Source organism: Dysgonomonas sp. BGC7 (genome assembly GCF_001261735.1).
Classification (GTDB): domain Bacteria; phylum Bacteroidota; class Bacteroidia; order Bacteroidales; family Dysgonomonadaceae; genus Dysgonomonas.
Window position 1 is genome coordinate 219,107 of record NZ_CVRP01000006.1, and the last position, 24,817, is coordinate 243,923.

General features: G+C 39.4%; 20 protein-coding genes. 12 read left to right on the top strand and 8 right to left on the bottom strand.

Annotation, left to right across the window (positions count from 1 at the left end; genetic code table 11):
- Positions 1–185: 185 nt before the first annotated feature.
- The 4 genes from BGC7_RS04755 to gltX all read right to left on the bottom strand — a co-directional run bounded on the left by BGC7_RS04755 (position 186) and on the right by gltX (position 6,306).
- Positions 186–1,364 (bottom strand): C1 family peptidase, encoded by a 1,179-nt coding sequence (locus tag BGC7_RS04755; RefSeq protein ID WP_050700414.1) that lies wholly within the window; start codon positions 1,362–1,364, stop codon positions 186–188.
- Positions 1,365–1,396: 32 nt separating this feature from the next.
- A complete protein-coding gene (locus BGC7_RS04760) occupies positions 1,397–3,472 on the bottom strand; it encodes an HD family phosphohydrolase (RefSeq protein ID WP_050700415.1) in 2,076 nt (691 codons plus the stop codon).
- A 72-nt stretch (positions 3,473–3,544) separates the two neighbouring features.
- Positions 3,545–4,783, bottom strand: coding sequence for a 3-deoxy-D-manno-octulosonic acid transferase (locus tag BGC7_RS04765; protein WP_050700416.1), 1,239 nt, complete (start codon positions 4,781–4,783; stop codon positions 3,545–3,547).
- 2 nt (positions 4,784–4,785) lie between these two features.
- Positions 4,786–6,306, bottom strand: a complete 1,521-nt coding sequence (gene gltX, locus BGC7_RS04770; protein WP_050700417.1) for a glutamate--tRNA ligase — start codon at positions 6,304–6,306, stop codon at positions 4,786–4,788.
- A gap of 208 nt (positions 6,307–6,514) precedes the next feature.
- On the opposite strand from gltX, the gene uvrB reads away from it, so the two are divergent.
- Positions 6,515–8,533: an excinuclease ABC subunit UvrB gene (uvrB, locus tag BGC7_RS04775; protein ID WP_050700418.1), complete on the top strand. Its 2,019-nt coding sequence runs from the start codon at positions 6,515–6,517 to the stop codon at positions 8,531–8,533.
- A 35-nt stretch (positions 8,534–8,568) separates the two neighbouring features.
- On the opposite strand, the gene BGC7_RS04780 is transcribed toward uvrB, so the two are convergent.
- Positions 8,569–9,093, bottom strand: coding sequence for a transposase (locus BGC7_RS04780; RefSeq protein ID WP_050700419.1), 525 nt, complete (start codon positions 9,091–9,093; stop codon positions 8,569–8,571).
- A gap of 132 nt (positions 9,094–9,225) precedes the next feature.
- Here BGC7_RS04780 and BGC7_RS04785 point away from each other — a divergent pair, with 132 nt between their 5' ends.
- The 8 genes from BGC7_RS04785 to BGC7_RS04820 all read left to right on the top strand — a co-directional run bounded on the left by BGC7_RS04785 (position 9,226) and on the right by BGC7_RS04820 (position 19,205).
- Positions 9,226–11,166, top strand: coding sequence for an NAD(+) synthase (locus BGC7_RS04785; protein ID WP_050700420.1), 1,941 nt, complete (start codon positions 9,226–9,228; stop codon positions 11,164–11,166).
- Between the two features lie 133 nt (positions 11,167–11,299).
- Positions 11,300–12,172, top strand: a complete 873-nt coding sequence (locus tag BGC7_RS04790) for an alpha/beta hydrolase (protein ID WP_050700421.1) — start codon at positions 11,300–11,302, stop codon at positions 12,170–12,172.
- 29 nt (positions 12,173–12,201) lie between these two features.
- Positions 12,202–13,425 carry an isocitrate dehydrogenase (NADP(+)) gene (locus BGC7_RS04795; protein ID WP_050700422.1) on the top strand — a complete coding sequence of 408 codons (1,224 nt, stop codon included), beginning with the start codon at positions 12,202–12,204 and terminating at the stop codon, positions 13,423–13,425.
- Between the two features lie 111 nt (positions 13,426–13,536).
- Positions 13,537–14,661, top strand: a complete 1,125-nt coding sequence (dnaN, locus tag BGC7_RS04800; RefSeq protein ID WP_050700423.1) for a DNA polymerase III subunit beta — start codon at positions 13,537–13,539, stop codon at positions 14,659–14,661.
- 93 nt (positions 14,662–14,754) lie between these two features.
- Positions 14,755–15,525 (top strand): 3'-5' exonuclease, encoded by a 771-nt coding sequence (locus BGC7_RS04805; RefSeq protein WP_050700424.1) that lies wholly within the window; start codon positions 14,755–14,757, stop codon positions 15,523–15,525.
- Positions 15,526–15,661: 136 nt separating this feature from the next.
- Complete coding sequence (locus tag BGC7_RS04810) at positions 15,662–16,477, top strand: patatin-like phospholipase family protein (RefSeq protein WP_242034346.1); 816 nt, start codon at positions 15,662–15,664, stop codon at positions 16,475–16,477.
- Between the two features lie 17 nt (positions 16,478–16,494).
- Positions 16,495–18,183, top strand: coding sequence for an alpha-amylase family protein (locus tag BGC7_RS04815; RefSeq protein WP_050700425.1), 1,689 nt, complete (start codon positions 16,495–16,497; stop codon positions 18,181–18,183).
- 83 nt (positions 18,184–18,266) lie between these two features.
- The gene (locus BGC7_RS04820; RefSeq protein ID WP_050700501.1) at positions 18,267–19,205 is read left to right on the top strand and encodes a ribose-phosphate pyrophosphokinase; all 939 of its coding nucleotides are present in this window, start codon (positions 18,267–18,269) and stop codon (positions 19,203–19,205) included.
- A gap of 60 nt (positions 19,206–19,265) precedes the next feature.
- Here BGC7_RS04820 and BGC7_RS04825 read toward each other — a convergent pair whose 3' ends face one another.
- Complete coding sequence (locus BGC7_RS04825; protein ID WP_050700426.1) at positions 19,266–20,228, bottom strand: PhoH family protein; 963 nt, start codon at positions 20,226–20,228, stop codon at positions 19,266–19,268.
- 281 nt (positions 20,229–20,509) lie between these two features.
- Here BGC7_RS04825 and folP point away from each other — a divergent pair, with 281 nt between their 5' ends.
- Positions 20,510–21,349, top strand: coding sequence for a dihydropteroate synthase (gene folP / locus BGC7_RS04830; protein ID WP_050700427.1), 840 nt, complete (start codon positions 20,510–20,512; stop codon positions 21,347–21,349).
- 75 nt (positions 21,350–21,424) lie between these two features.
- Here folP and BGC7_RS04835 read toward each other — a convergent pair whose 3' ends face one another.
- Positions 21,425–21,820, bottom strand: a complete 396-nt coding sequence (locus BGC7_RS04835) for a VOC family protein (protein WP_050700428.1) — start codon at positions 21,818–21,820, stop codon at positions 21,425–21,427.
- Between the two features lie 47 nt (positions 21,821–21,867).
- Positions 21,868–22,932 carry a tyrosine-protein phosphatase gene (locus tag BGC7_RS04840; RefSeq protein WP_050700429.1) on the bottom strand — a complete coding sequence of 355 codons (1,065 nt, stop codon included), beginning with the start codon at positions 22,930–22,932 and terminating at the stop codon, positions 21,868–21,870.
- 234 nt (positions 22,933–23,166) lie between these two features.
- Here BGC7_RS04840 and BGC7_RS04845 point away from each other — a divergent pair, with 234 nt between their 5' ends.
- The gene (locus BGC7_RS04845) at positions 23,167–24,126 is read left to right on the top strand and encodes a tyrosine-protein phosphatase (RefSeq protein ID WP_050700502.1); all 960 of its coding nucleotides are present in this window, start codon (positions 23,167–23,169) and stop codon (positions 24,124–24,126) included.
- 263 nt (positions 24,127–24,389) lie between these two features.
- Positions 24,390–24,788, top strand: a complete 399-nt coding sequence (locus tag BGC7_RS04850) for a DUF5856 family protein (protein ID WP_050700430.1) — start codon at positions 24,390–24,392, stop codon at positions 24,786–24,788.
- Positions 24,789–24,817: the final 29 nt, after the last annotated feature.

Here is a 24,817-nt window from a genome sequence, read left to right on the forward strand (position 1 = left end):
TATGCAGTTGAATTTATAAATTGTTAAAACTTATTTGATAATATTTATTTAAAGGTATTCTAATTACTTTTATAATAGAATTAAAGATTATTGTAGTATGTTTTAATCTATATTTATGTCATATCCTCTTAAAAAAAAGAAGTCCGAAAATTTATTTTTCGGACTTCTTTTTTTAGAGTCAGAGCTTATTTTATTCCTAGCTTCTTTGCTAGTCCGCTAGGTAAAGCATCCTTATGTATAACTATGCTCATAGTCTTATATTTTACAAAAGATTCTGAGGCATACCATAATCCTTTGTAAGTACCTGCTTCGCCCCATGAGTTTTTTACCATATAGTATTTACTTCCATTTTGGTCTTTTGCAATACCATATATTTGCATGCCATGGTCGTCAGTAGTCTCTTGATTGTCAAAAGCTATCTGGCGCATTTCCTGAGTTATTACTTTTTCTTTTGCAGGGCCTTCTTCTATTTTTGCTTTAAGCTTATTGTTTCTTTCTGTTTGAGATAAGCCTAACCAATGAGCCTGATCTGATCCTACATTTTCAGGAGCTTCATCATCCGGCATCACAGCAAGACCATTACGGGTAAATCCAATTTCGCTCACGTCCGATGCCCAAGCTATTGTATAACCATTGTTGATAGCGTAGTCGAATACTTGCATAAGCTCATCTATGGGTAGATTGTAGGAAAGAGACCAACGCCAGTTGTCCGGAATTTCCAAAGCAAAAGCAGAATAAAAAGGATGATGAGAATATGATGTCAGAGAAATGTAATTTTTACTCTCCAGTCCCAGAGATTTACCTAACGACTGAGGTGTATAAGATTTACCCTTATAGTCGAAGTTTTGAGGAATGGCTCCAAAATATGCATCAAGAATACCATTAAACCCTGCTATCCATGCTGTAGAAAGACGTCTGTTTTTATTTTCATTTATTCCTTTTACATATCCGCTAAGACCAGCTTCCAGTTCTCCATGTTTGTGTCCGCTTTCACCATAGTTAAGACCAGTATATAGATTCATTGGTATAACTCCATATTCGTCAAGGGTTTCCACTACATCAGCGAAAGAACCTCCTTGCGAGAAGTTGATATTTCCTCCAACCCGTACATACTTTTGAGCTTTGTCGTTATAATTGCGACGGGCGATGTACATAGCCGATAGATCGTGTTCTCCTTTACCTGTGCGGATAAGTTCCGATTCTAAGAAAGCAAGTCCTGAAAAGCTCCAGCAAGTGCCGCTGCTTCCTTGGTTCTTGATAGATGTAATAGGGTTTTCTTTAACTGTTTCGAATTCATATCCTTTATTTTGAGCCGATATGTTCAAGGCAATCAGGATAAGTGAAAATAATAATAGCTTCCTCATTTTTACTTTGTTTTTATTTCAATATCTTAATGTTATTTTGTTTCTATGGATTTCTTTAGTTCCGGATAAGCAACTCTCAGATGTCTCATGCTTACTAACTTTTCGCAAAATACTTCTTTTACTTGCTCAATATCTTTGAATGTAATAGGGGCATTTTTTAAAAGTCCGTCACTTACCTGAGTATCTATCAAACGGTTTACTAGTTCGGTAATAGCTTCTTTACTGTTGTCTTTCAAACTTCTTGATGCTGCTTCTACCGTATCTGCCATCATTAATATTGCCGTCTCTCTCGAAAATGGATTGGGGCCAGGATAAGTAAAATCAGCCTCATCGACAACCTCGTTCGGATGATTGTTTACGTAAGAATTGTAAAAGTATTTCGCCTTTCCTCTTCCATGATGGGTTTCTATAAAGTCTATGATCTGTTGAGGCAGATTGTTCTTTTTTGCCAGCTTTACGCCTTCAGCTACATGGTCTATTATAATACGGGCACTTTCTTTTTCTGTTAGTCCGGCATGAGGGTTCATCCCTTCCGACTGATTTTCTGTGAAAAAGATTGGATTTATCATTTTTCCTATATCATGATATAGTGCACCTGTACGAACGAGAGTTGCATTTGCCCCAATACGTATTGCAGCAGAAACAACGAGTGTAGATACTTGCATAGAATGCTGAAAAGTACCCGGAGCGACTTCTGATAATTGTTGCAGTAATGGCCTGTTTGTATTAGATAGTTCTACCATGCTTACTTCTGATATAAACCCAAAAACCTTCTCGCACATATATACCAGGAGATAGGCAAAAGAAACGAAAACGAAGTTGATGCAGAAGTAAATATACAAACGGGAGTTCTCTTTAATCAAAGATACGTCTCCTTCTGTACATAATATCCATCCGGAGTATGTGACTATATATGTAAGGAGGATAAATAAAGAGCAATATACAAGCTGAGAGCGTTCCGAAAGATTTCTCAGGCTGAAAATGCACATATATCCCACCAGTATCTGTATAATTATAAATTGTGCCATTTGTGCCAAAGGTAGCATGAGTGCACAGATCATTACCGTTACCATATGGGTTGTCATCGCCGTTCGTGAATCTATGAAAGTACGGATCAGTATGGTTGGTATGGCAAAAGGTAATAGATAGATAAGGGTGAACATTTTAGTGTCGGCCATCAGCCCTGTTATGATAGGGAAAATAACTACCATTAACAACATGAATATAATATTCTTCCTGTTACGGTATTCTTCCAGTCTATAGAATTTGAGATAAACCATCAGCGTCATAATTAGGAGAGTTATCATTATCACTTCTCCTACGAATAGCCATCCCGGTTTTGCCTTTGTTCCTACTTTACTCTCTACCTCTTTGTTGTACGAGTCGAGAATGTTTCTTATATGAGGAGATACTATCTCTCCCCGATCTATGATTTTTTCCCCCGATTGTACTTCTCCTTCATACAGAGCTACTTGCTTTAGCAACTCTTCTTTGTAATTGGAGGACATCTTATCGTCATAAAGAATGTTGACATTCAAATAATCGTTTAGGTTCAACGATCTTAATGTGCTTGATTCTATATGAGCAGGAACATCATCTATTATTTTGTCATATGCCTGTTTAGGAGTATAGAATGATGCAACGTGTCTTGTTATAGCGATGTTATTATCTGTAAGCAGATGTAGTTGCTTTTTATTCAGGTTCTGAACTTTATCGTAATCATCAGCCGGAATAATTCCTGCCTTATATACTTCGGCTAGCTTTTTTGTAATATAGCTTATATACTCGGAAGGTATACTCCTTGCATTTGCATCCTGTGTAAACTGGTTTATAGCCTTTCTCGAAACGTCCTGATCTGTTTTATAATATGGCTGGTATGATTGTAGAATGCTATCTTTCTCAAAGTTTACCTGCTTGTCAGACTTGTGAATATGGAAATTGAAAGGAGCTGTCAATAGTCCGTATTGCCACGGTCTGTTCTCAGTATATGAGTACTTATATTTACCTTCACGAGGCAAAAAGTACATAATGATCAGAATCGTAGCAATAAAAAATACGGGGGTGGGAATCTTTATTTTCCCATTCAATATCTTATTTATTTGTGCCATAATACTATGGTTTAAAATACAAATCTACAAGATTATTTTTTATTATAAGAATAATGAATATAAAAAGGATATTCAGAACTTCAGCTCTTGCATTACTCTGTCCACTACTCCTGCATTCGATTTTACATAATCTCCTGCGTGTTTACCTGCTGCACTTAGGGTGTTCTCGTATTGGAGAAACTCATCCATCAGACCTCTGAACGACTGATAATCAGATATGGAATATCCTCCTCCCTGTTCCATTAGTTGCTGTGCCTCGCGGAACTTCTTAAAGTTAGGACCAAATATTACAGGGATATTATACACTGCTGCTTCAAGTACATTGTGTATACCTACACCAAACCCGCCTCCTACATATGCTACTTGTCCATAACGGTAGATGGAAGAAAGAAGGCCAAAACTGTCTATAATCAGACAATCATAATCTGCCATCATTTCGGGAATAGCTTGCGAGTACCGGATATGAGGCCGTTGAAGATTGCTTTCTATATATTTGAGATGTGCCTCATCTATTTCGTGAGGAGCTATGATGAGCTTTACATCTGTAGTAATGTTAAAGTATGGAATTACAATATCTTCATCTTTCGGCCATGTGCTTCCGGCTACAAATATTTTCTCATTTTCGGTCTGTGCCTTACGGGCAAAAGATTCTACGATATTTAACTGTTTGGCCTGACTGCGGATGTCCAATACCCTGTCGAACCGGGTATCTCCACATACTTTTACATTGGTGATGCTGATTGACCTTAAAAGCTGTTCGGAGTTGTTGTCCTGAACGCAGATACACTTATAGTATTTTAGTAATTTCCGCATAGTGCCGCCGTACCATTTAAAGAATATCTGAGACGGACGGAATATTGCTGAGACCATATAGATCGGTATATTCCTTTTATGGAGATTGTTCACAAAGTTATACCAGAATTCATACTTGATAAATATGGCTTTTTCTATTTGTACGAGTTTCAGAAACTTCTTTACATTCCTTTTCTTATCGAAAGGAAGATAGCAAACTATATCTGCTACAGGATAATCTTTACGGACTTCGTAACCCGATGGAGAAAAGAAAGTGAGCAGGATTTTAGCTTCCGGTTGTTTTCTGCGAATCTCTTCTATAATTGGTCTTCCTTGTTCAAACTCGCCCAAAGATGCAGCATGAAACCAAATGTATTTGGTATTGGGATCTACTTTTTCCTTAAGTATCTTATAGGTCTGTTTATGTCCTATAATCATTTTCCTTGCTTTCTTGTGAAAAGGGGAAATAATGCGTACAACAAATGCGTACAGATATATGGACAAATTGTAGAGAAACATAGCTAAAGAGGTTTTATTTCGTTGACCGCCTTTTCTAGGCGTGCTATTGTTTCTTCTTTTCCTATTGCAGCCGTAATGTCAAACATGTGAGGCCCTTTAGATTCACCTACAATAGCCAGGCGGAAAGCGTTCATTATGTTCCCAAGATGGTAACCTTTTTCTTCTATCCAGCCTTTTATCACTTCTTCCTGATGTGCCGAAGAGAAATCATCTATTCCTTTAATTATATCGGCTAACTCTGTCATCTGTACTGGAGAGTCTTCTTTCCAACGCTTCTTAACGACCTTTTCGTCGTAAGATGTGGGTGCAACAAAGAAGAATGAAGACTGATCCCATAATTCTTTTACAAAAGAGACTCGCTCTTTTACCAGCCCTACTACAGAGGTAATGTAATCAATAGACATGTCTACTCCTTTTTCTTCGAGAATAGGGTAGAACAGGTCGGCTATTTCATTATCAGACTTTAGTTGTATATATTGATGGTTGAACCACTTTCCTTTCTCGTAATCAAACTTAGCGCCGCTTTTGCTGCATTTTTCAAGAGAGAACAAGTGTATAAGATCCTCCATAGACATAATTTCCTGATCGTTGCCCGGATTCCATCCCAGCAAGGCAAGGAAGTTTACTACAGCTTCAGGCAAGTAACCGCTTTCGCGATACCCCGATGATATCTCTCCCGTTTTAGGATCTTTCCACTCCAAGGGAAATACGGGAAATCCGAGACGATCGCCGTCTCTTTTGCTTAGTTTACCGTTGCCTTCCGGTTTCAGAAGCAAAGGTAAATGTGCAAACTGAGGCATAGTATCTTCCCATCCGAAAGCACGGTACAGGAGTACATGCAACGGAGCCGACGGCAACCATTCTTCTCCTCTTATCACATGAGTGATTTCCATCAGATGGTCGTCTACTATATTTGCCAGATGATATGTTGGTAGGCTGTCAGCCGATTTGTACAGCACCTTGTCGTCCAGCACCGAAGAATTGTATTTTACTTCTCCTCTGATAATGTCGTTTACTATTACTTCCCGATTGGCTTCTATCTTGAAACGTACTACATATTGATTTCCTCCATCAATAAGCCTTTGAACTTCGGACTTATCCAAAGTCAGAGAGTTTCTCATCTCAGAACGAGTAGATGCGTCATATTGGAAATTCGAGACAGCAGCTCGTTTTGCATCCAGTTCTTCCGGTGTGTCGAAAGCAATATAAGCAGCTCCTTTTTCTAACAGAACATCTACATACTTCTTATAGATATCTTTCCGGTCTGACTGCCTGTATGGAGCATAAGCACCACCAAGATGTGTGCCTTCGTCAAATTTAAGACCAAGCCATGTAAGAGCTTCTATGATATACTCTTCTGCTCCCGGAACGAAACGTTGAGAGTCAGTGTCCTCGATACGGAGAATGAAATCCCCTCCGTTCTTCTTTGCGAAAAGATAATTGTATAATGCTGTACGCACACCTCCTATATGTAGAGGTCCTGTAGGACTGGGGGCGAAACGTACTCTTACTTTCTGAAACATACCACGTGCTTTTAGTAAAACAGGATACAAAAGTATATAATTATTACGAAATAGCAGAGAAAGCTCTCAACAAATAACGTAACGGTGTTGCTTACATTGTGTCACTGCCATTTGTCGTATATGTTTTTAAGTTAATAGAAGTTGCCTCCTGTATTGGTTGTGCATAATTCTTACTATCTTTGGGTTATCATATGCCGTATAGATAAAAATGAATTTTAAACTTACCTCCAATTATAGCCCTACCGGAGATCAGCCGGCAGCTATCGGTGCATTGTCCGAAGGTGTTACGGACGATATTCCTGCACAAACTCTTTTAGGAGTGACAGGATCGGGAAAGACGTTTACTGTAGCCAATGTTATTCAGAATGTGAATAAGCCGACTTTGGTGCTAAGCCACAATAAGACTCTTGCAGCGCAGTTGTATAGTGAGTTTAAAACATTTTTTCCCGACAATGCGGTAGAGTATTTCGTATCCTATTACGACTACTATCAGCCCGAAGCATATATCCCATCCACGAATACCTATATAGAAAAAGACCTCTCCATAAATGACGAGATAGAGAAACTGCGGCTTGCTACTACTACCTCTTTGCTTTCGGGCAGACGAGATGTAATCGTGGTGTCGTCAGTGTCGTGCCTTTATGGTATGGGAAACCCCGAAGATTTTGAGAACTCTACTATATCCATACAAGTAGGTCAGAAGCTGGTACGGGATGTCTTCTTACGCTCTCTTGTCAGTGCTTTGTACTCCCGTAACGAAGTCGATCCCAAGGCGGGCAACTTCCGGGTAAAAGGTGATACGATAGATGTATTTCTTGCCTATGGAGATCCTATTGTAAGGGTTGTGTTCTGGGGAGATGAGATAGAAAGTATAGAATGTCTCGACCCGCTTAGCGGGGTGAAGATAGACCAATATGATGATTTCCGTATCTATCCGGCAAACCTTTTTGTGACTACCAAAGACCGTATGGTGAGAGCAATAGGCGAGATCGATATCGACTTGGGCAGGCAGGTCGACTTTTTTCAGTCGATAGGTAAACCGCTGGAAGCAAAACGCCTCTACGAACGGGTAACTTACGATCTGGAAATGATACGCGAAGTAGGGCATTGTTCGGGGATAGAGAATTATTCCCGCTATTTCGATAACCGTAAGCCGGGTACCCGCCCATTCTGCCTGCTCGACTTCTTCCCCGACGATTTCCTGATGGTGATAGACGAAAGCCATGTCACCATTCCTCAGATACGGGCTATGTACGGAGGTGACCATTCCCGAAAAGAGAATCTGGTCGAATATGGTTTCCGCCTTCCGGCCGCCTTAGACAACAGACCTTTAAAGTTTGAAGAATTCGAGTCGCTTGTTCCTCAGACTATCTATGTGAGCGCTACTCCTGCCGATTATGAGTTGATGAAGTCGGAAGGGGTGGTTGTAGAGCAACTTATACGTCCTACGGGGCTGCTCGATCCGCCTATCGATGTGCGTCCCAGTCTGAATCAGATAGACGATCTGATGGAGGAAATCCAATTGAGAATAGAACGTAATGAACGAACGTTGGTGACTACTCTGACCAAACGTATGGCTGAGGAGCTGACCTCCTATCTAGCCAATAATGATCTGAAATGCGCTTATATCCACTCCGATGTAGATACTCTCGACCGTGTACAGATTATGGACGATCTGCGTTCGGGTGAATTTGATGTTCTGGTCGGAGTCAACTTGTTGCGTGAGGGACTCGACCTTCCCGAAGTATCGCTTGTGGCTATTCTCGATGCCGACAAAGAGGGCTTCTTGCGCTCGCATCGTTCTCTTACTCAGACGGTGGGGCGTGCTGCGCGTAATGTGAACGGCAAGGTAATATTCTATGCCGACAAAATGACCGACAGTATGCAAAAGACCATCAACGAGACTAATCGCCGCCGCGAGATACAAATGATATACAACGAAGAGCACGGTATAACTCCTCAACAGATAAAGAAGGCGATTTCCTCCGTTTTCAGCCGCAACAAAGCAGAGGAATCTGCAACACCGAAATCCTATATTCAAGATGCAGACATGGCTATTGCCTCTGAAGATCAGATACAATATATGAGCAAAGATGATCTTAAAAAAGCGATTGCCAAGGCTAAAAAACAAATGACTGCCGCCGCTAAGAAGCTCGAATTTCTGGAAGCTGCTCAGTTTCGCGATCAGGTTGTCCGTCTTGAGGATGAACTGAAAATGAAAGGCTGATACCCGATGTTTTTTTAACTAAAAAGTGACAAAGGTTACACATTTACTTCTTGTTTTCTCATTCTTGTATTTGGGGATATATATGTCTGACTATTTCTGTAAACACCCGATCTGTTTTTTAGGCTGAGGATGATTTCTTCTTTTGTTCTGGTAGCAGGATGTATATTTCCTTTTTTGTTACTTTCTTCCTTTTTACTATCGCTGTGCTCTAATGCCAATTTTATGACAGAAGCCTTTGCCGCCACTTTCTTCTTGGTAACTGTTTTCGATTTCATTGTTTGCCCATCATATCCGTCGTCTTGGTAAACAATTTTTTCTGTTATCTCTACATACCCCTCTAATTGTTCACGCAACGAACGGCGTGCCAGTATTGCAAGGCTACTGTCACGACGAGCTTCGGCATCTTCCAAAGCCTGACTAAATTCGGGTTTCGTGCTTTTCCATTCATAAAACGTGTTGCGGCTGATCCGCAAAGCATCACAAATTTCGCTGATAGTATAAGTATCCTCTTCTATCAGTCGTACTATTTTTTCTACTAAACGATCACTATACTTTGCCATAATATAAAAAGTTTTCTTTACAGATAAAGTTTCCGGAATTTGATGATGGATACAAGTAAGTTATATGAAATAATAAGCAGTTCTGCGAACATGAAGTGAAAAATTCTTATTTTTGTAAAAATATGATATTCTATGGATAACTTCGGCTTTGTCCGCGTTGCGGCAGCTACTCCTGCTCTTAAGGTTGCAGATTGCGAATATAATACAGAAAAAATAATACAGATGATAAACGATGCTGAACAGAAAGGTGTTTCAGCAATTGTTTTCCCCGAATTATGTATTACTGCTTATAGTTGCGGCGACCTGTTTCTTCAGCGGTTGTTGTTGCAACAGGCAGAACGCTCTTTACTGCAAATTCTCGATGCGTCAAAAGAAGTACATCCTGTTATTATCACAGGTATGCCTCTGGAAGTATCTAACAGGCTTTACAATGTTGCGGTTGTCCTGTCTGCCGGAAAGATTCTGGGTGTAGTTCCCAAGACCTACCTGCCTAATTATAGTGAATTTTATGAAATGCGATGGTTTTCTTCTTCACGAGAGCTGAAAGAAGATACTGTCTGTTTATGTGATAGTTGTGTGCCTATAGGAACAGATTTGATTTTCGAAACAGAGCAATTCCGCTTTGCTATCGACATTTGCGAAGATCTGTGGACACCCGTACCGCCATCGAGCATATCTTCTTTGCATGGAGCTGAGATTATATTCAACCTTTCGGCAAGCAATGAAACCACAGGTAAGCATTCGTATCGTAAAGCTCTTGTCAGTCAACAGTCGGCTCGCTGCATTGTCGGATACGTATATGCCGCGGCAGGTAATGGAGAATCTACTACCGATATTGTTTTTGCCGGCAGTAGCCTGATTGCCGAAAATGGGGCTATACTTGTCGAAGGAGAACGGTTCTCTTTCGACAGTAAACTCACAGTGGCAGATATAGATGTGGAACGGCTGAGAAACGATCGTCTGAAAAATAAATCGTTCTCATCGTCCGAATGCAAAATACTCAGCCTTGCTCAATATAGGAATGTATTTGTTGAACAAAAGACTCATGTGTCAGATTTCTCCCTGTCTCGTTATATTTCTTCCTCTCCTTTCGTTCCGGTAAATGACGATACATTAAACGAACGTTGCGAAGAAATATTCTCGATACAAATAGGCGGGTTGGCAAAGCGAATGTTGCATACCAATATCAAGACAGCCGTAATAGGTGTTTCGGGCGGATTGGATTCTACTCTAGCGTTGCTGGTTCTTGCCAAAACATTCGATAAAATCGGACTTTCCCGTCAGAATATATATGGTATCACCATGCCTGGATTTGGAACTACCGACCGCACATACAGCAATGCGATAAAACTGATGGAAGCACTCGGTGTGACGATAAAAGAGATATCTATAAAAGATGCGGTAATACAGCATTTCAAAGATATAGAACACAGCGAAGACGTACACGATATAACATACGAAAATTCACAGGCTCGTGAGCGTACACAAATCTTGATGGACTATGCCAATAAGGTGAACGGGCTTGTTATAGGAACAGGCGATTTGTCCGAACTGGCATTGGGTTGGTGCACATACAACGGCGACCATATGTCTATGTATGCCGTGAATACCGGAGTGCCTAAAACACTGGTTCGCACATTGGTTTCGTGGATAGCCGATACCCGTATGGATGCAGCATCCCGACTTATATTAGACGATGTAGTGGAAACTCCTGTTAGCCCTGAGCTGCTGCCGGCAGATAAGGATGGTAACATTGCTCAGAAAACAGAAGATGTTGTAGGGCCGTATATTTTGCACGACTTCTTTTTGTATTATGTCCTGCGTTTTGGCTTTTCGCCTTCCAAAATATATTTTCTGGCTCGTAATGCCTTTGTCGAACAATATGCAGATGGGGAAATCTTGAAGTGGCTGAAAGTCTTTTTCCGCCGTTTCTTTACCCAACAATTCAAAAGATCGTGTTTGCCCGATGGACCAAAAGTCGGTTCTGTAAACCTTTCTCCTCGTGGCGATTGGCGTATGCCTAGTGATGCCTCTATGGCTCTGTGGATGAAAGAGGTCGATTCTTTGGGTTGAAAAAAGGTAGAAACTAGAAGACTTTGTGGAGGACATAAGTTTATTTATTGGCTTATCTTCTTTCTTTTTGTCTCTTTTGATTTAAACCTTAAAATATTTACCTTTGAAAATAACATTTTGATAATAAAAAGATATGAATAAGTTCGTTTGCAGTGTTGTATTATTTTTGTTTGCATTTACAAATATGAGTGGACAGAAAACTATAAAATTATGGGAGGGAAACCCTCCGTCAAGTAATGAGATAACAGAAGCCGAAAAATATGAGAGAGAAGGGGGCTGGGTAACTAACGTAACTGTACCCGAAATTACAGTATACTCTCCCGAGAACTCTAAAAACACAGGTATGGCTGTAGTTATTTGTCCGGGTGGGGGATATGGTGGTCTTGCCATTGCGCACGAAGGTTCGCAATTTGCACTTTGGCTCACCAAACTGGGTGTTACAGGCATTGTACTGAAATACAGAATGCCAAACCAGCACAAGGAAGTTCCGTTAGACGATGCGTGGCAGGCAATGTCCTATGTTCGCAGTCATGCAGAGGAACTGGGTATTGACCCCGGCAAAATAGGTATTGCAGGATTTTCGGCCGGTGGGCATTTAGCAGCAACGGCATCTAATCGTTTTGCCTCTTTAGGTACAAGTACACGCCCCGATTTTTCTATTTTGTTTTATCCTGTTATCACTATGGAAGTAGCTACTCATGGAGGTTCTAAGAAAAATCTGCTGGGAGAAAAGCCTTCAGCGACAGATGTTCATATTTTCTCGAACGAGAAACAGGTGAATGCCAACACTCCACCTACTATTCTGCTGTTGAGCGATGATGATACAAGCGTGCAGCCCGAAAATAGTATTTGCTATTACCAAGCGTTGAAACAAAATAATATTCCGGCTACAATGTACGTTTTCCCAAGAGGAGGGCATGGCTGGGGCATGCGCGAAAATTTCAGCTATCATACCCAAATGCTTACTTTGTTGGAAATGTGGTTGAAAGATATTCAGAAGAAGTAAAAACTAATAAGTAAAACAGTTCTTGAAATATGCAAAAAATAAAAGTAGACAATCCCGTAGTGGAAATGGATGGGGATGAAATGACCCGCATTATATGGCAATATATAAAAGATAAGTTGATTCTTCCCTATGTGGATGTGGATCTCAAATATTATGATCTCAGTATCGAAAATCGTGATGCAACAGACGATCAGGTGACGATAGATAGCGCCGAAGCTACAAAAAAATACCATGTAGCCGTAAAGTGTGCTACAATAACTCCCGACGAAGCCCGTGTAGAGGAATTCGGATTGAAAAAAATGTGGAAATCTCCGAATGGTACAATCCGGAATATTATTGGTGGAACGGTTTTTCGGGAACCTATCATTATCAACAATATTCCCAGATTGGTGAATACATGGACGAAACCCATTATTATAGGTCGTCATGCCAATGCAGACCAATACAAGGCAACAGACTTCGTTACCAAAGGAAAAGGTACATTGACTATGGTCTTCACTCCCGAAAATGGAGCACCGCAGGAATATACTGTCTACAACTATAGTGGAGATGGTGTTGCTATGGGTATGTACAATACGGATGAATCTATTTATGGATTTGCGCATTCTTGCTTCCGTTTGGCTCTTGAGAAGAAATACCCTCTATACCTTTCTACCAAGAATACTATCTTGAAGGCTTATGATGGACGCTTCAAAGATATTTTTCAGGAAGTGTACGAAAGCGATTATAAAACGAGCTTCCTGAATGCAGGAATCACATACGAGCATCGTTTGATAGATGACATGGTTGCTTCGGCCTTGAAGTGGAACGGAGGCTTTGTTTGGGCTTGTAAAAACTACGATGGAGACGTACAATCCGATACTGTAGCTCAAGGTTTTGGTTCGCTTGGTCTTATGACTTCCGTCCTACTAACTCCCGACGGACGGACTATGGAGGCTGAGGCTGCACACGGAACAGTTACCCGCCACTATCGTCAACATCAGCAGGGGAAAGAAACCTCTACCAATCCTATAGCTTCTATCTTTGCATGGACAAGAGGATTGGCTCACCGTGGTAAGTTGGATGGAAATCAGCCGTTAATTGACTTTGCCAATAAGCTGGAAGAAACATGTGTCGAAGTTGTAGAGCAGGGCAAAATGACGAAAGATCTTGCAATGCTTGTTCATGGCGATAAGATGCAGCGTTCGGACTATCTGAATACAGAAGATTTTCTGGAGGAAATAAATAAGGAATTACAAACTAAGCTGAATTAAATATTTGGATTGTAGAATGCAATAAGAAAAGCTCTTGTCATAAGTAAAAAAATTCTTATATTTGCTCTATTGATTTTGTATCAGAAAAAAACTAAATAATACACTGAAAATATGAAATTTGTTGTTTCCAGTACCGCACTATTAAGTCACTTGCAGGCGATAAGCAAAGTGATTAACTCAAAAAACACATTGCCTATCTTGGATTGTTTCCTATTAGAACTGGATGGATCCAAACTTACGCTTACTGCTGCCGATTCCGAAACCCGCCTTGTTACATCGTTAGAAGTGAATGAGTCGGAGGGTAACGGTAAGTTTGCCGTGAATGCAAAAAACCTGCTCGATCCTTTGAAAGAGTTGCCCGAACAGCCACTTACTTTCGAGATCAATAACGATAATCTGGAAACATTCATTTTCTTCCACAACGGAAAGTATAATTTTATAGGACAAAGTGGTGACGACTACCCACAGCCAAAAGAATTGAAAGAAACTGCTATCAGCATCACTATCGATCCTCAGGTTTTATTCGGTGGCATCAATCGTACATTATTTGCCAGTGCCGATGATGAACTTCGCCCTGTGATGAATGGTGTATTCTTCGATATAACAACAGACGATCTTACTTTCGTTGCATCGGACGGACACAAGCTGGTACGTTGCAAAACTTTGTCAGCCAAAGGTTCGGAAAGAGCTTCTTTTATCTTGCCTAAAAAACCGGCGAACTTATTGAAAGCAATCCTTCCGAAAGAATCGGAAGTTGTAGAAATAAAATTTGATGAGAACAACGCATATATAAAAATGTCGAGTTATACGATGACTTGTCGTTTTATAGAAGGTCGTTATCCTAACTATAATTCGGTAATACCTCAAAATAACCCGAATAAGGTTGTTCTCGACAGACTTGCTTTCTTCAACGCATTGAAACGTGTCTCTGTTTTCTCTAATCAGGCAAGCAATCTGATTAAGCTTCAACTGTCAGACAATAGTATTGTAGTGACGGCTCAGGATATAGATTTCTCTACAGCAGCAGAAGAAACTATTGCTTGCGAATATGCAGGCAGTGCGATGAGCATAGGTTTCAAATCTAGTTTTCTTATCGATATTTTGAATAATATTCCTTCTACCGATATTTCGCTGGAACTGTCCGATCCTTCACGTGCCGGATTAATTCTTCCTGCCGAAAACGAAGAGAATGAAGATTTGTTGATGTTACTTATGCCAATGATGCTCAACGACTAAAAGACGTAATCGTAAAAGAATAAAAAACAAAAGCTTTATCATTCTTCCATAGTGAAAAAAGGGGAATGATAAAGTTTTTTCTTACAACACGCTATGAAATTAAATCTGAAAAATCCGATTATATTTTTTGACCTCGAAACAACGGGTACTGATACCGTACACGATAGAATTGTTGAAATATCCTATCTTAAAGTATTTCCTAATGGAAAAGAAGAGGTTAAAACGAAAAGATTGAATCCTGAAATGCCAATACCGGCAGGAGCTACGGCTATACATGGCATATCGGATGAAGATGTGAAGGATGCCCCTACATTTAAGCAGATTGCAAAATCTTTGGCCGACCAAATGGAAGGTTGTGATTTGGCCGGATTTAATTCGAGCCGATTCGATATTCCTCTGCTTGCCGAAGAGTTTTTGCGTGCAGGAGTAGATATAGATTTTAGTCGCCGCAAAATGATAGATGTGCAGATCATCTTCCATAAAAAAGAACAACGCACGCTGGAGGCAGCTTATAAGTTTTATTGCGAAAAAGATCTTACAGATGCCCACTCGGCTGAGGCAGATACATTGGCCACGTACGAGGTGCTGAAAGCTCAACTGGATAAGTATCCCGATTTAGAGAACGATATGGAAAAGCTTGCTTCTGAATTTTCTTTCTTCAATAATAATGTAGACTTGGCGGGACGTATTATAAAAGACGAAAACGGAATAGAAGTTTTCAATTTTGGTAAGCATAAAGGAAAATCGGTAGTAGAAGTGTTGAAAAAAGAACCAAGCTTTTATGCCTGGATGATGGATGCAGACTTTCCTTTGAACACAAAGCAGGTGCTCACTAAAATTAAATTAAGAGAGATGCAGAAATAATATCTAGAATATATCATAACGAAATTGAATAAGAAAAGTACAGGAGCCTTTTGGTTTTTGTACTTTTTGTTGTATTAACTAATTCAATAATAGAGGTTTTATTACTAAATTTGTAGGAAATCTACACATTCAATAGATGATGGCTTCAGAAAAGAGTAACTATAAACTTGGGATAGCATTGAGTGGCGGAGGAGCGAAAGGCTTTGCCCACTTAGGAGCCCTGGATGCTTTCAATAAAGAAGGGCTGTTTCCTGAAATTATTTCGGGGACAAGTGCGGGTGCTTTTGCCGGAGTACTTTATGCTGATGGTCATTCACCTATGGAGATTCTGTCTTTCTTCAAGAAGAAGGCGTTTAAGGAGTTTGCCGAATTTACGATTCCTCATGGCGGTTTCTTCAAAACAGACAGGTTGCAATCTTTTTTGAAAAAACATCTTCGGGCAAAGACGTTTGAAGATCTGAAGATTCCATTACGTGTAGTTGCTACGGATATAGAATATGGCGAAAGCCATGTGTTTACTTCCGGCCCTCTTATCCCAGCCATAATAGCTTCTTGTTCTGTTCCTATTATATTTCGCCCTGTAGAGATAGACAAGCATTATTATGTAGATGGAGGTCTTTTCAAAAATTTCCCTGTATCTACAATCCGTCGCGATTGTGCCAAGATTATAGGAGTGAATGTAAGCCCGCTAACTCGATCGGAGTTTAAAAGCTCTATAAAATATGTTGCAGAACGTTCTTTTCACTATATGTCAGTATCGAATACCTTGCTCGATCGCAACCTTTGCGACTATCTGGTCGAAAGTTCAGATTTGTTTAAATATTCGATGTTCGATCTCGAACATGTAGAAGAAATTTACAATGCGGGGTATAATCTTACGATCGAATATCTGAAAAACAATGAAAACAATCTGTTGAAAGATTTCCCTCAGTTTGCTTCAGAACAGAGATAGACTAAACTTAAAAAATAATGAAAGAAAAAGTATTTATTTATCAGGTGCTTCCCCGATTGTTTGGGAACAATAAAGCTGATAATAAAGAAAACGGGACATTAGAGGAAAATGGTGTAGGTAAATTCTCATCCTTTGACAACAAGGCTTTACGCGAAATAAAGCGTATGGGATTTACTCATATCTGGTACACAGGGGTGCTTGAGCATGCTTCTAAGACAGATTATTCTACTCTTGGTATCCCCTGCGACAATCCGGATGTTATCAAAGGAAATGCCGGATCTCCTTATGCTATCCGTGACTATTATGATGTTTCTCCCGACTTGGCAGATATTGTAGAAAACAGGATGGACGAATTTGAAGCTCTGTTGGAAAGAACACACAAGAATGGGATGAAAGCGATTATCGACTTTGTACCTAACCATGTGGCTAGGCAATACCATTCCGATGCGAAGCCTAAGAAAGTAAAAGACTTTGGCCAAGATGATAATATGTCTGCATCTTTCGATCCTGACAATAACTTCTATTATATTCCGAATCAAAAGTTGGAGCCTGACTTTCTATGTGGACAGAATAGCACATACGAAGAGTTTCCTGCTAAAGTGACGGGAAACGATTGTTTTTCTAACAGACCGGGTGTGAATGACTGGTACGAAACGGTAAAGTTAAACTATGGTGTAGATTATCTAAATGGCGGGGTGAATTGCTTTACGCCAGTTCCTGATACATGGCTCAAGATGAGAGATATACTCTTGTTTTGGGCGGCAAAAGGTGTCGATGGTTTCCGTTGCGACATGGCAGAGATGGTTCCTGTCGAATTTTGGAACTGGGTTATACCTAAGATAAAAGCCAAGAACCGGAATCTTCTCTTTATAGCTGAGGTGTACAACCCTGCTCAATATCACGATTATGTGCATTGGGGCTTGTTCGACTATCTGTACGATAAGGTTGATTTGTACGATACCCTGCGAGATGTTATTTGTGGCTACAGACCGGCTTCTGATATTACTTTCTGTTGGCAGCGTATAGACGGGCTTCAAACCAAGATGCTCAATTTCTTGGAGAACCATGACGAACAGCGCATTGCTTCCGATTTTTTCGCAGGAGATCCTTTCGTGGCTCTTCCTGCAATGGTGGTGGCTGCGACTATGAATACAAATCCTGTAATGATTTATTTTGGTCAGGAACTAGGCGAAAGAGGCATGGATAAGGAAGGCTTTAGCGGGCTGGATGGGCGTACCACTATATTCGACTACTGGTCTGTAGATACTATCCGGAACTGGCGAAATGGCGGTGCTTTTGGCTATTCGGAGTTGACTGCCGAACAAATCAAGTTGCGTAAATTCTACACCCACCTGATAAAGGTGGCAAAAGAAGAAGAAAGTATCTGTTCGGGTAAATTTTTCGATCTGATGTATGCTAATTACGAAAACCCTGAATTCGATTCTACCAAGCAATATGCTTTCTTGCGTTCGGGTAAGAAAGAATTTGTTTTGGTAATATCCAACTTCGATACCAATGATGTAAATATTTCGGTACAGATACCGGTAGAAGCTTTCGATTATATGGGGATTAGTCCTAAAAAGATTAAAGGTGCAAAAGAATTACTTTCTAACAGAAGTTTTGCCTTAAATTCAGAATGGGATAAAGCCTTGTATATGAATATAAAAGCATATTCAGGTAAAATAATCAAATTTTATATAGATTAAACCCTGATGGCATAATTAGTTTTCTTAACTTTGTGGCTCTAATAATTATAAACAAATATAACCTGCCTAAAGATCAACTGAAAATGGACACTAACATCCCATTTAAAATTTTCTCGGGTACAAAATCCCGTTATTTAGCTGAAAAAATCTGTGCAAGCCTTGGATGCCCTCTTGGTAAAATGAATATTGAGCGTTTTGCCGATGGAGAGTTTTCCGTATCTTATGAAGAGTCGATAAGAGGCTGTCAGGTATTTCTTGTTCAGTCAACGTTTCCTACTTCCGACAATTTGATGGAGCTTTTGTTGATGATAGATGCTGCAAAAAGAGCATCGGCACATTCTATAATAGCTGTTATCCCTTATTTCGGATGGGCAAGACAAGACCGTAAAGATAAGCCGCGTGTTTCTATAGGTGCAAAACTTATTGCAGACATGTTGGCGGCAGCCGGAATAAACCGCTTAATAACAATGGATTTGCATGCAGACCAGATTCAGGGCTTTTTCGATGTGCCGGTAGACCATTTGTACGCATCTGCTATTTTTGTAGATTACATAAAAACTCTCAATACAGAGAATCTTGTAATTGCGACTCCCGATGTAGGTGGAACAAAACGTGCAAGCTCGTATGCCAAGTATTTTGGAATACCGATGGTTATCTGTTATAAGTTGCGCAAGAAAGCAAACGAAATCTCGGAAATGCAGATTATCGGAGATGTTACGGGTATGGATGTACTTCTTGTAGATGATATTGTAGACACAGCAGGTACTATTACAAAAGCTGCCGACATAATGATTGCAAGCGGAGCCCGTTCGGTGAGAGCGATAGCCAGCCATGCAGTGATGTCCGATCCTGCTTCGGAGCGTGTAGATCAATCGGGACTTACCGAAATGGTGTTTACCGACAGTATTCCATATTCTAAGAAATGTGAGAAAGTGGTAGTCCTTTCTGTAGCAGACGTTTTTGCTAATGCTATCCGTAGAGTATTGTGTAATGAGTCTATCAGCTCTCTCTATGTATTGTAAGTTATAAGAAAGACAAGATATTATATAGAAAGAGGCTGTTCTTTAAGAACAGCCTCTTTTCTATTTCGTAAGTTCGGGTTTCTTTTCCCTTTTCTCTTCTTTTTCGTAGGCCTCAACAATACGCTGAACAAGTTTGTGACGTACTATGTCTGTCTTGTCAAACTCAATATGCCCTATTCCTTTTACATTTCTCAGAATGCGTAAGGCATGCTTTAATCCCGATAGTTGAGATGGTGGCAGGTCTATTTGAGTTATATCACCTGTAATTATCATTTTAGCATTCATGCCAAGACGGGTAAGGAACATCTTTATCTGCTGGGTAGTTGTATTCTGGGCTTCGTCCAGAATTATTACCGCATCGCTTAATGTTCTTCCTCTCATAAAGGCCAGGGGCGCTATTTGTATTACCTTATTTTCTATATAGTCTTTCAGCTTTGCCGGAGGGATCATATCTTCCAAAGCATCGTAGAGGGGCTGTAAATAAGGATCGATCTTATCTTTCATATCTCCCGGAAGAAATCCCAGTTTTTCCCCGGCTTCTACAGCCGGACGACTCAGGATAATCTTCTTTACTTCTTTGTTTTTCAGAGCTTTTACAGCCAAAGCTATCGCTGTATAAGTTTTCCCTGAACCTGCCGGACCTATGCCAAACACCATATCATTTTCATAGAAGCTGTCTACAAACTTTTGCTGATTGGGTGTACGAGCAAAGATTGGTTTCCCGTTAATTCCGTATATAATAAGATTCTCTTGTTTTACAACGTTCGGAGATTTTCCTTTTACGATATCTATTATATCCTCTTCGGTAAGCTTGTTTCGTTCGGTCGAAAATTTTTCCAGTTCTCTTATTTTTTCTTCAAACAAAGGTACATCTTCGGCATTCCCTATAACCTTTATAGCATTACCCCGCGCAACAATGCGCAGCTTTGGAAAAAGTGTTTTCAGTAACTGGATATTTGCATTATTGATCCCGAAAAAGACAATGGGATCTATGTGTTCTAAAATTATTATTTGTTCTATCATTCAAATCTGTATCAACAATGTACCATATTCTTTATTTTGGTTAGTCGGGTGAGATGTAATGGTTTGCAAACTTACATAAAAAGTATGATTTCTATGCGGATATAATAAAAAATATGAGCTTATCTTTCTTTTCCGAAGTAGGGTTATATTCAGCTCTCGTTCTATCTGTTTTGTGCCGATAGGAAGTGTTCATTGATAAACTCTGAAAAAGTTGTTACTTTTACATACGCTATAGTTTCTGTGGTAGTTGGCAGTGGCGTTTTAGCTAGAAATAAAAAAGGATGAAAACAATAAATATAAAAGGAGAACTTCTCGACCTATCGTATCCTGTAGTAATGGGGATACTAAATGTTACACCCGATTCTTTCTTCAGTGGTAGTCGTAAGGAAACTGAAATTCAAATAATCGGCAGAGTAGCTGAAATTCTTAATCAGGGAGGGGCTGTTGTGGATATAGGAGCACAGTCTACCCGCCCCAATTCTACTCTGCTAACTGCAGCAGAAGAGATAGAGCGTTTGAGGTTTGCTTTGCCCATCATCGTGAGAGAATTCCCTGCTGCAATCCTTTCGATAGATACTTTTTATGGAGATGTAGCTCGTTTCTGTGTCGAGGAGTATGGAGTTGCTATAATAAACGATATATCGGGAGGCGAAATAGACAAAACGATGTTTCCTACAGTAGCCCGATTGAATGTACCTTATGTTTTGATGCACATGCGTGGAACTCCTCAAACAATGAGTTCGCTTACGCAATATGACAACCTGATTCAGAATATTTTTTTCTACCTGTCAGAAAAGGTAGCAGAATTGCATCTTCTTGGGGTAAATGATATTATTATCGACCCCGGATTCGGATTTAGTAAAACGCTCGACCAGAACTATGAGTTGATGGCTTCCCTACGTGGTTTTTCTGTTTTTGACCTTCCTCTTTTAGTCGGTATATCCCGAAAAAAAATGGTTGCGAACCTTTTGAATATATCCTCAGAGGAAAGTCTTAATGGTACAACTGTACTTAATACATTCGCTCTTCAAAATGGAGCTGATATTCTGCGGGTACATGATGTGGAAGAAGCAGTGGAGAGTATCAGGATAGTGAAAAAAATAGAAAGTTATAAGTTCTGACAATAATTTATTCTCTTATTATATCTGTAGGGGTTCGACTTATTCTTACTTGTCCAGTCGAAATCGCAAGAAAAATTATTCGGTTACATACATCCCAAGGCAGAAAGGGTGACCTGCAGGATCTATCATTGTTTTTGATGTCTTAAAATATTGTGTATCGGCTATCTTAGCTCCACACTCGATGGCATGCACCACTCCTTCTTCAAGATTGTTGACGAATAAGTCGAGGTGTAGCATTTGTGCCTGTTTCCCTTCTTGCCATGGCCATACGGGAGGTTGATATCTTTCTACTTCCTGAAATATAAAGACCATCCCTGTAGGGGAGGTAATTGCCGCCCAGCCCTCTTTAGCTCGGGGATGTGTCCATGCCCAACTCATCAGTTTACTGTAAAAAGCAGCCATGATGTTTGCGTCAGCACAATCTATCACAACGTTTATACCGATTATAGGAATCTCTTTTTTTGTTTCCACTTTATTCTTTTGTTTATATTAGGAGCTTTGTATGTTCAGTGGAAATTCTAATGTAGAAGTATACTTTTAAGCTTTTGAATCTTTTTAGGAGTAAGCTCCAGTTCATTTAGCATATAGTTGTCTACACTTCCACTCTTTTCTCGCATACATGATATTCCATATTTGAGAAAAAGTAAATCTGTTTTCGTGAGCATGGTGAGAGCCTCTTGTCTCGATTCGGAAAGGCTATCGGCATCTCTTATCAGTTTCGATCTGTCTATTCCTGTACCCGATTGCATATAATCGTCTTCTATTTCATCCAGAGGTACATCTAATGCCCTAAGAAGAAGGTAAGTAGCCAGACCTGTCTGATCTTTTCCCAGATAACAATAATAGACCAACGGATAGTTTTTCTCATCACACAGATAGTCGAAAAAGGCAGCATACTGTTTGGCGTAGTTATATACCATATCTCTATATGTATCCTGAGTATATATAACAGCGTCCCCTTTCAGGAAAGTCCCATTCAGTACCTTTTGGGTAATAGAGCTATAACCATCGTATACAACCGGTATCCGGATATTGTTGACATTGCTGTATCGGTTGAGTATTTGTTTTTTTGCATCTTCAGACCTCAGGTCAATAGCTGTTTTTATGTTTAGCTGATTCAACTCTAAGCTGTCATTTTGAGTCATACGTGAAAAGCTCCCCGACCTATATATCTTTCCCCATCTCACTCTTCGATTATCGGTTGTCATATAGCCACCTATATCTCTGAAATTTTGTATACTGTCGAGATCGAAAAAGCGATTTGTGATTATGTCGGATACAGTGCCTGCAACTTTCAGTCTGAAATATTTCCTCTCCTTATTGCTTCCGTTTTCCGAACTGTTTTTGATAACAGCCATGTAATCATTCGAATTAGCTATATAAGAAGGAGTGGATGGAAATACACTATCGTTGTCCGATTCATATATTTCCACAGGAGTGTTATCTGTTTCGGGGTATATTTCCCATTTCACAATGTAGTTACCTTTCGAATCTTTTTCACACAAGGCTGTGATAAATGGTTTCGAAGAGCAATTGTAAAAAACAATGAGTGAAGAAATAAAAGCTAAAATACTGATTTTCATAAATACTAAAGTCTTTAAACGACAATGCTTCTCTAACAAAGATACATTAGTCAGAATAGTATGTCAATAGTCCGTTACAATTTTGCGAAGTTTTACCTTTTTTTCACAGTTATATGCTATTTAACAGTACAATAAAAAATATATCAACTAATTCCGTATATTTGCTATATAATAGAAAATTAATGAAAAGAAACAGAATTGCTCTCGGTCAAGGAGTATTCTGTTTTAATGTCTATGGATAAATTCGTTAGGAAAGCTCAGGTACTCCGAAATAAGTATACTAAAGAAGCAAGCTTTGAGATCGAAGCTCAGGGAAATTGGTCTTTGTATGCCGGTCATGCTGTTGCGCGAATAAATTATGGAACACCTATTTTGTCAGGCAATGGAAGTGGAATATATCATTTGTCGGTGAGTACCTCCATTCGTATCTATTTCGATCTCGTTTCAGAAGACGGAGAACACCTAATTTTATCAGAGAGACATCTTCCTATGTCGGGAGGATATAATTTTCGTGATTTGGGCGGTCTCAAGACAAAAGAAGGTAGAACAGTCAAATGGGGTACCCTCTTTAGAGCGGACGAGCTTTCTAATCTTACCATTGAAGATGTCAAATACCTGTCGAGCATTCCAATAACTTCAGTTATAGATTTCAGAGCGCAAAATGAAGCTCGTCGCTCTCCTGACAGGCTCCCAAACAATGTTCATTTTACTTATCCTATAGCAATCACACCCGGAAACCTAAGTTCGGAAGGCATACAGGCCAATATGCTAAAGACTAATATAGATGCTCATATGAAACATATGAATAGGCTACTGGTAAGCGATCCTGCTTGCGTAAGAGCTTTTCGTATATTTTTTGCTATTGTTCAAAACAACTTAAGTGCCCCTCTTATATTTCACTGTTCTGCCGGAAAAGACCGTGCGGGAATGGCTGCTGCTCTGGTTTTATTTTCTTTGGGTGTGGATGAAGAAACGGTGATGGAAGACTATTTATCTTCGAAGAAATACCTGAGTGACAAATACGATGCTTTTATAGCTAAATATCCTAGAGCAGAATCTATATTTACTGTTAAACGTATGTTTCTGCAAGCAGGAATAAATCAGATGAAAAGAGATCATGGTTCTATCATGAATTTTCTTACTAATGAGCTGAAAGTAGACATTGTAAAAATGAGAAAACTATATCTCGACTAAATATTTTCTTTACAGGCTTCTTCTTTCTGCTTCTCTCAAATTCTACCATTCCTTAATCTTTGTTTAAAATTTTTGACGACCTAAACAAATTCAGAACTGCGTTGTTTATTCTATATTAAATGCTTTATTATGAGCATATAAGTGTGTTATAAACATGATCTATGTTGATATTAAAAAATTCAATTGATGATTTTTGGATAAAAAACGAAATAGTATTATATTTGTCTATATAAAAACTAAACAAATAAATAAAATTTATTATTATGAGTACATCAACATTAAAAAAAGGAACTACATTAAATGTAGAGATTGCTGAATTTATTGGTAAAATATTTTCTTTCAACAATAGTTTGAAACTTTACCATTGGCATGTAACAGGAAAAGCAAGTTATGCACAACACATCGCTTTAGATCAGGCGATAGGAGACCTTCTTGATGTAACAGACCGTCTTGTAGAAACATCTTATGCTGTAAAAGGAGACCTGAATATAGTTATTCCTGAAACAAAGAATCCGACAGATATTGTAAAACATGCTGAAGATTTCTTTGCTTATTCAGAAAGCCAAAGAGCCTTATTTGCAGAAGCCTTCACTCAGGCTATAATAGATGATTACCAAGAGGCTATCCAACAGTTGCTATATCGCTTGAAGAGACTTCAGTAATTATAAAAACGATTAACCTGTAATTATAA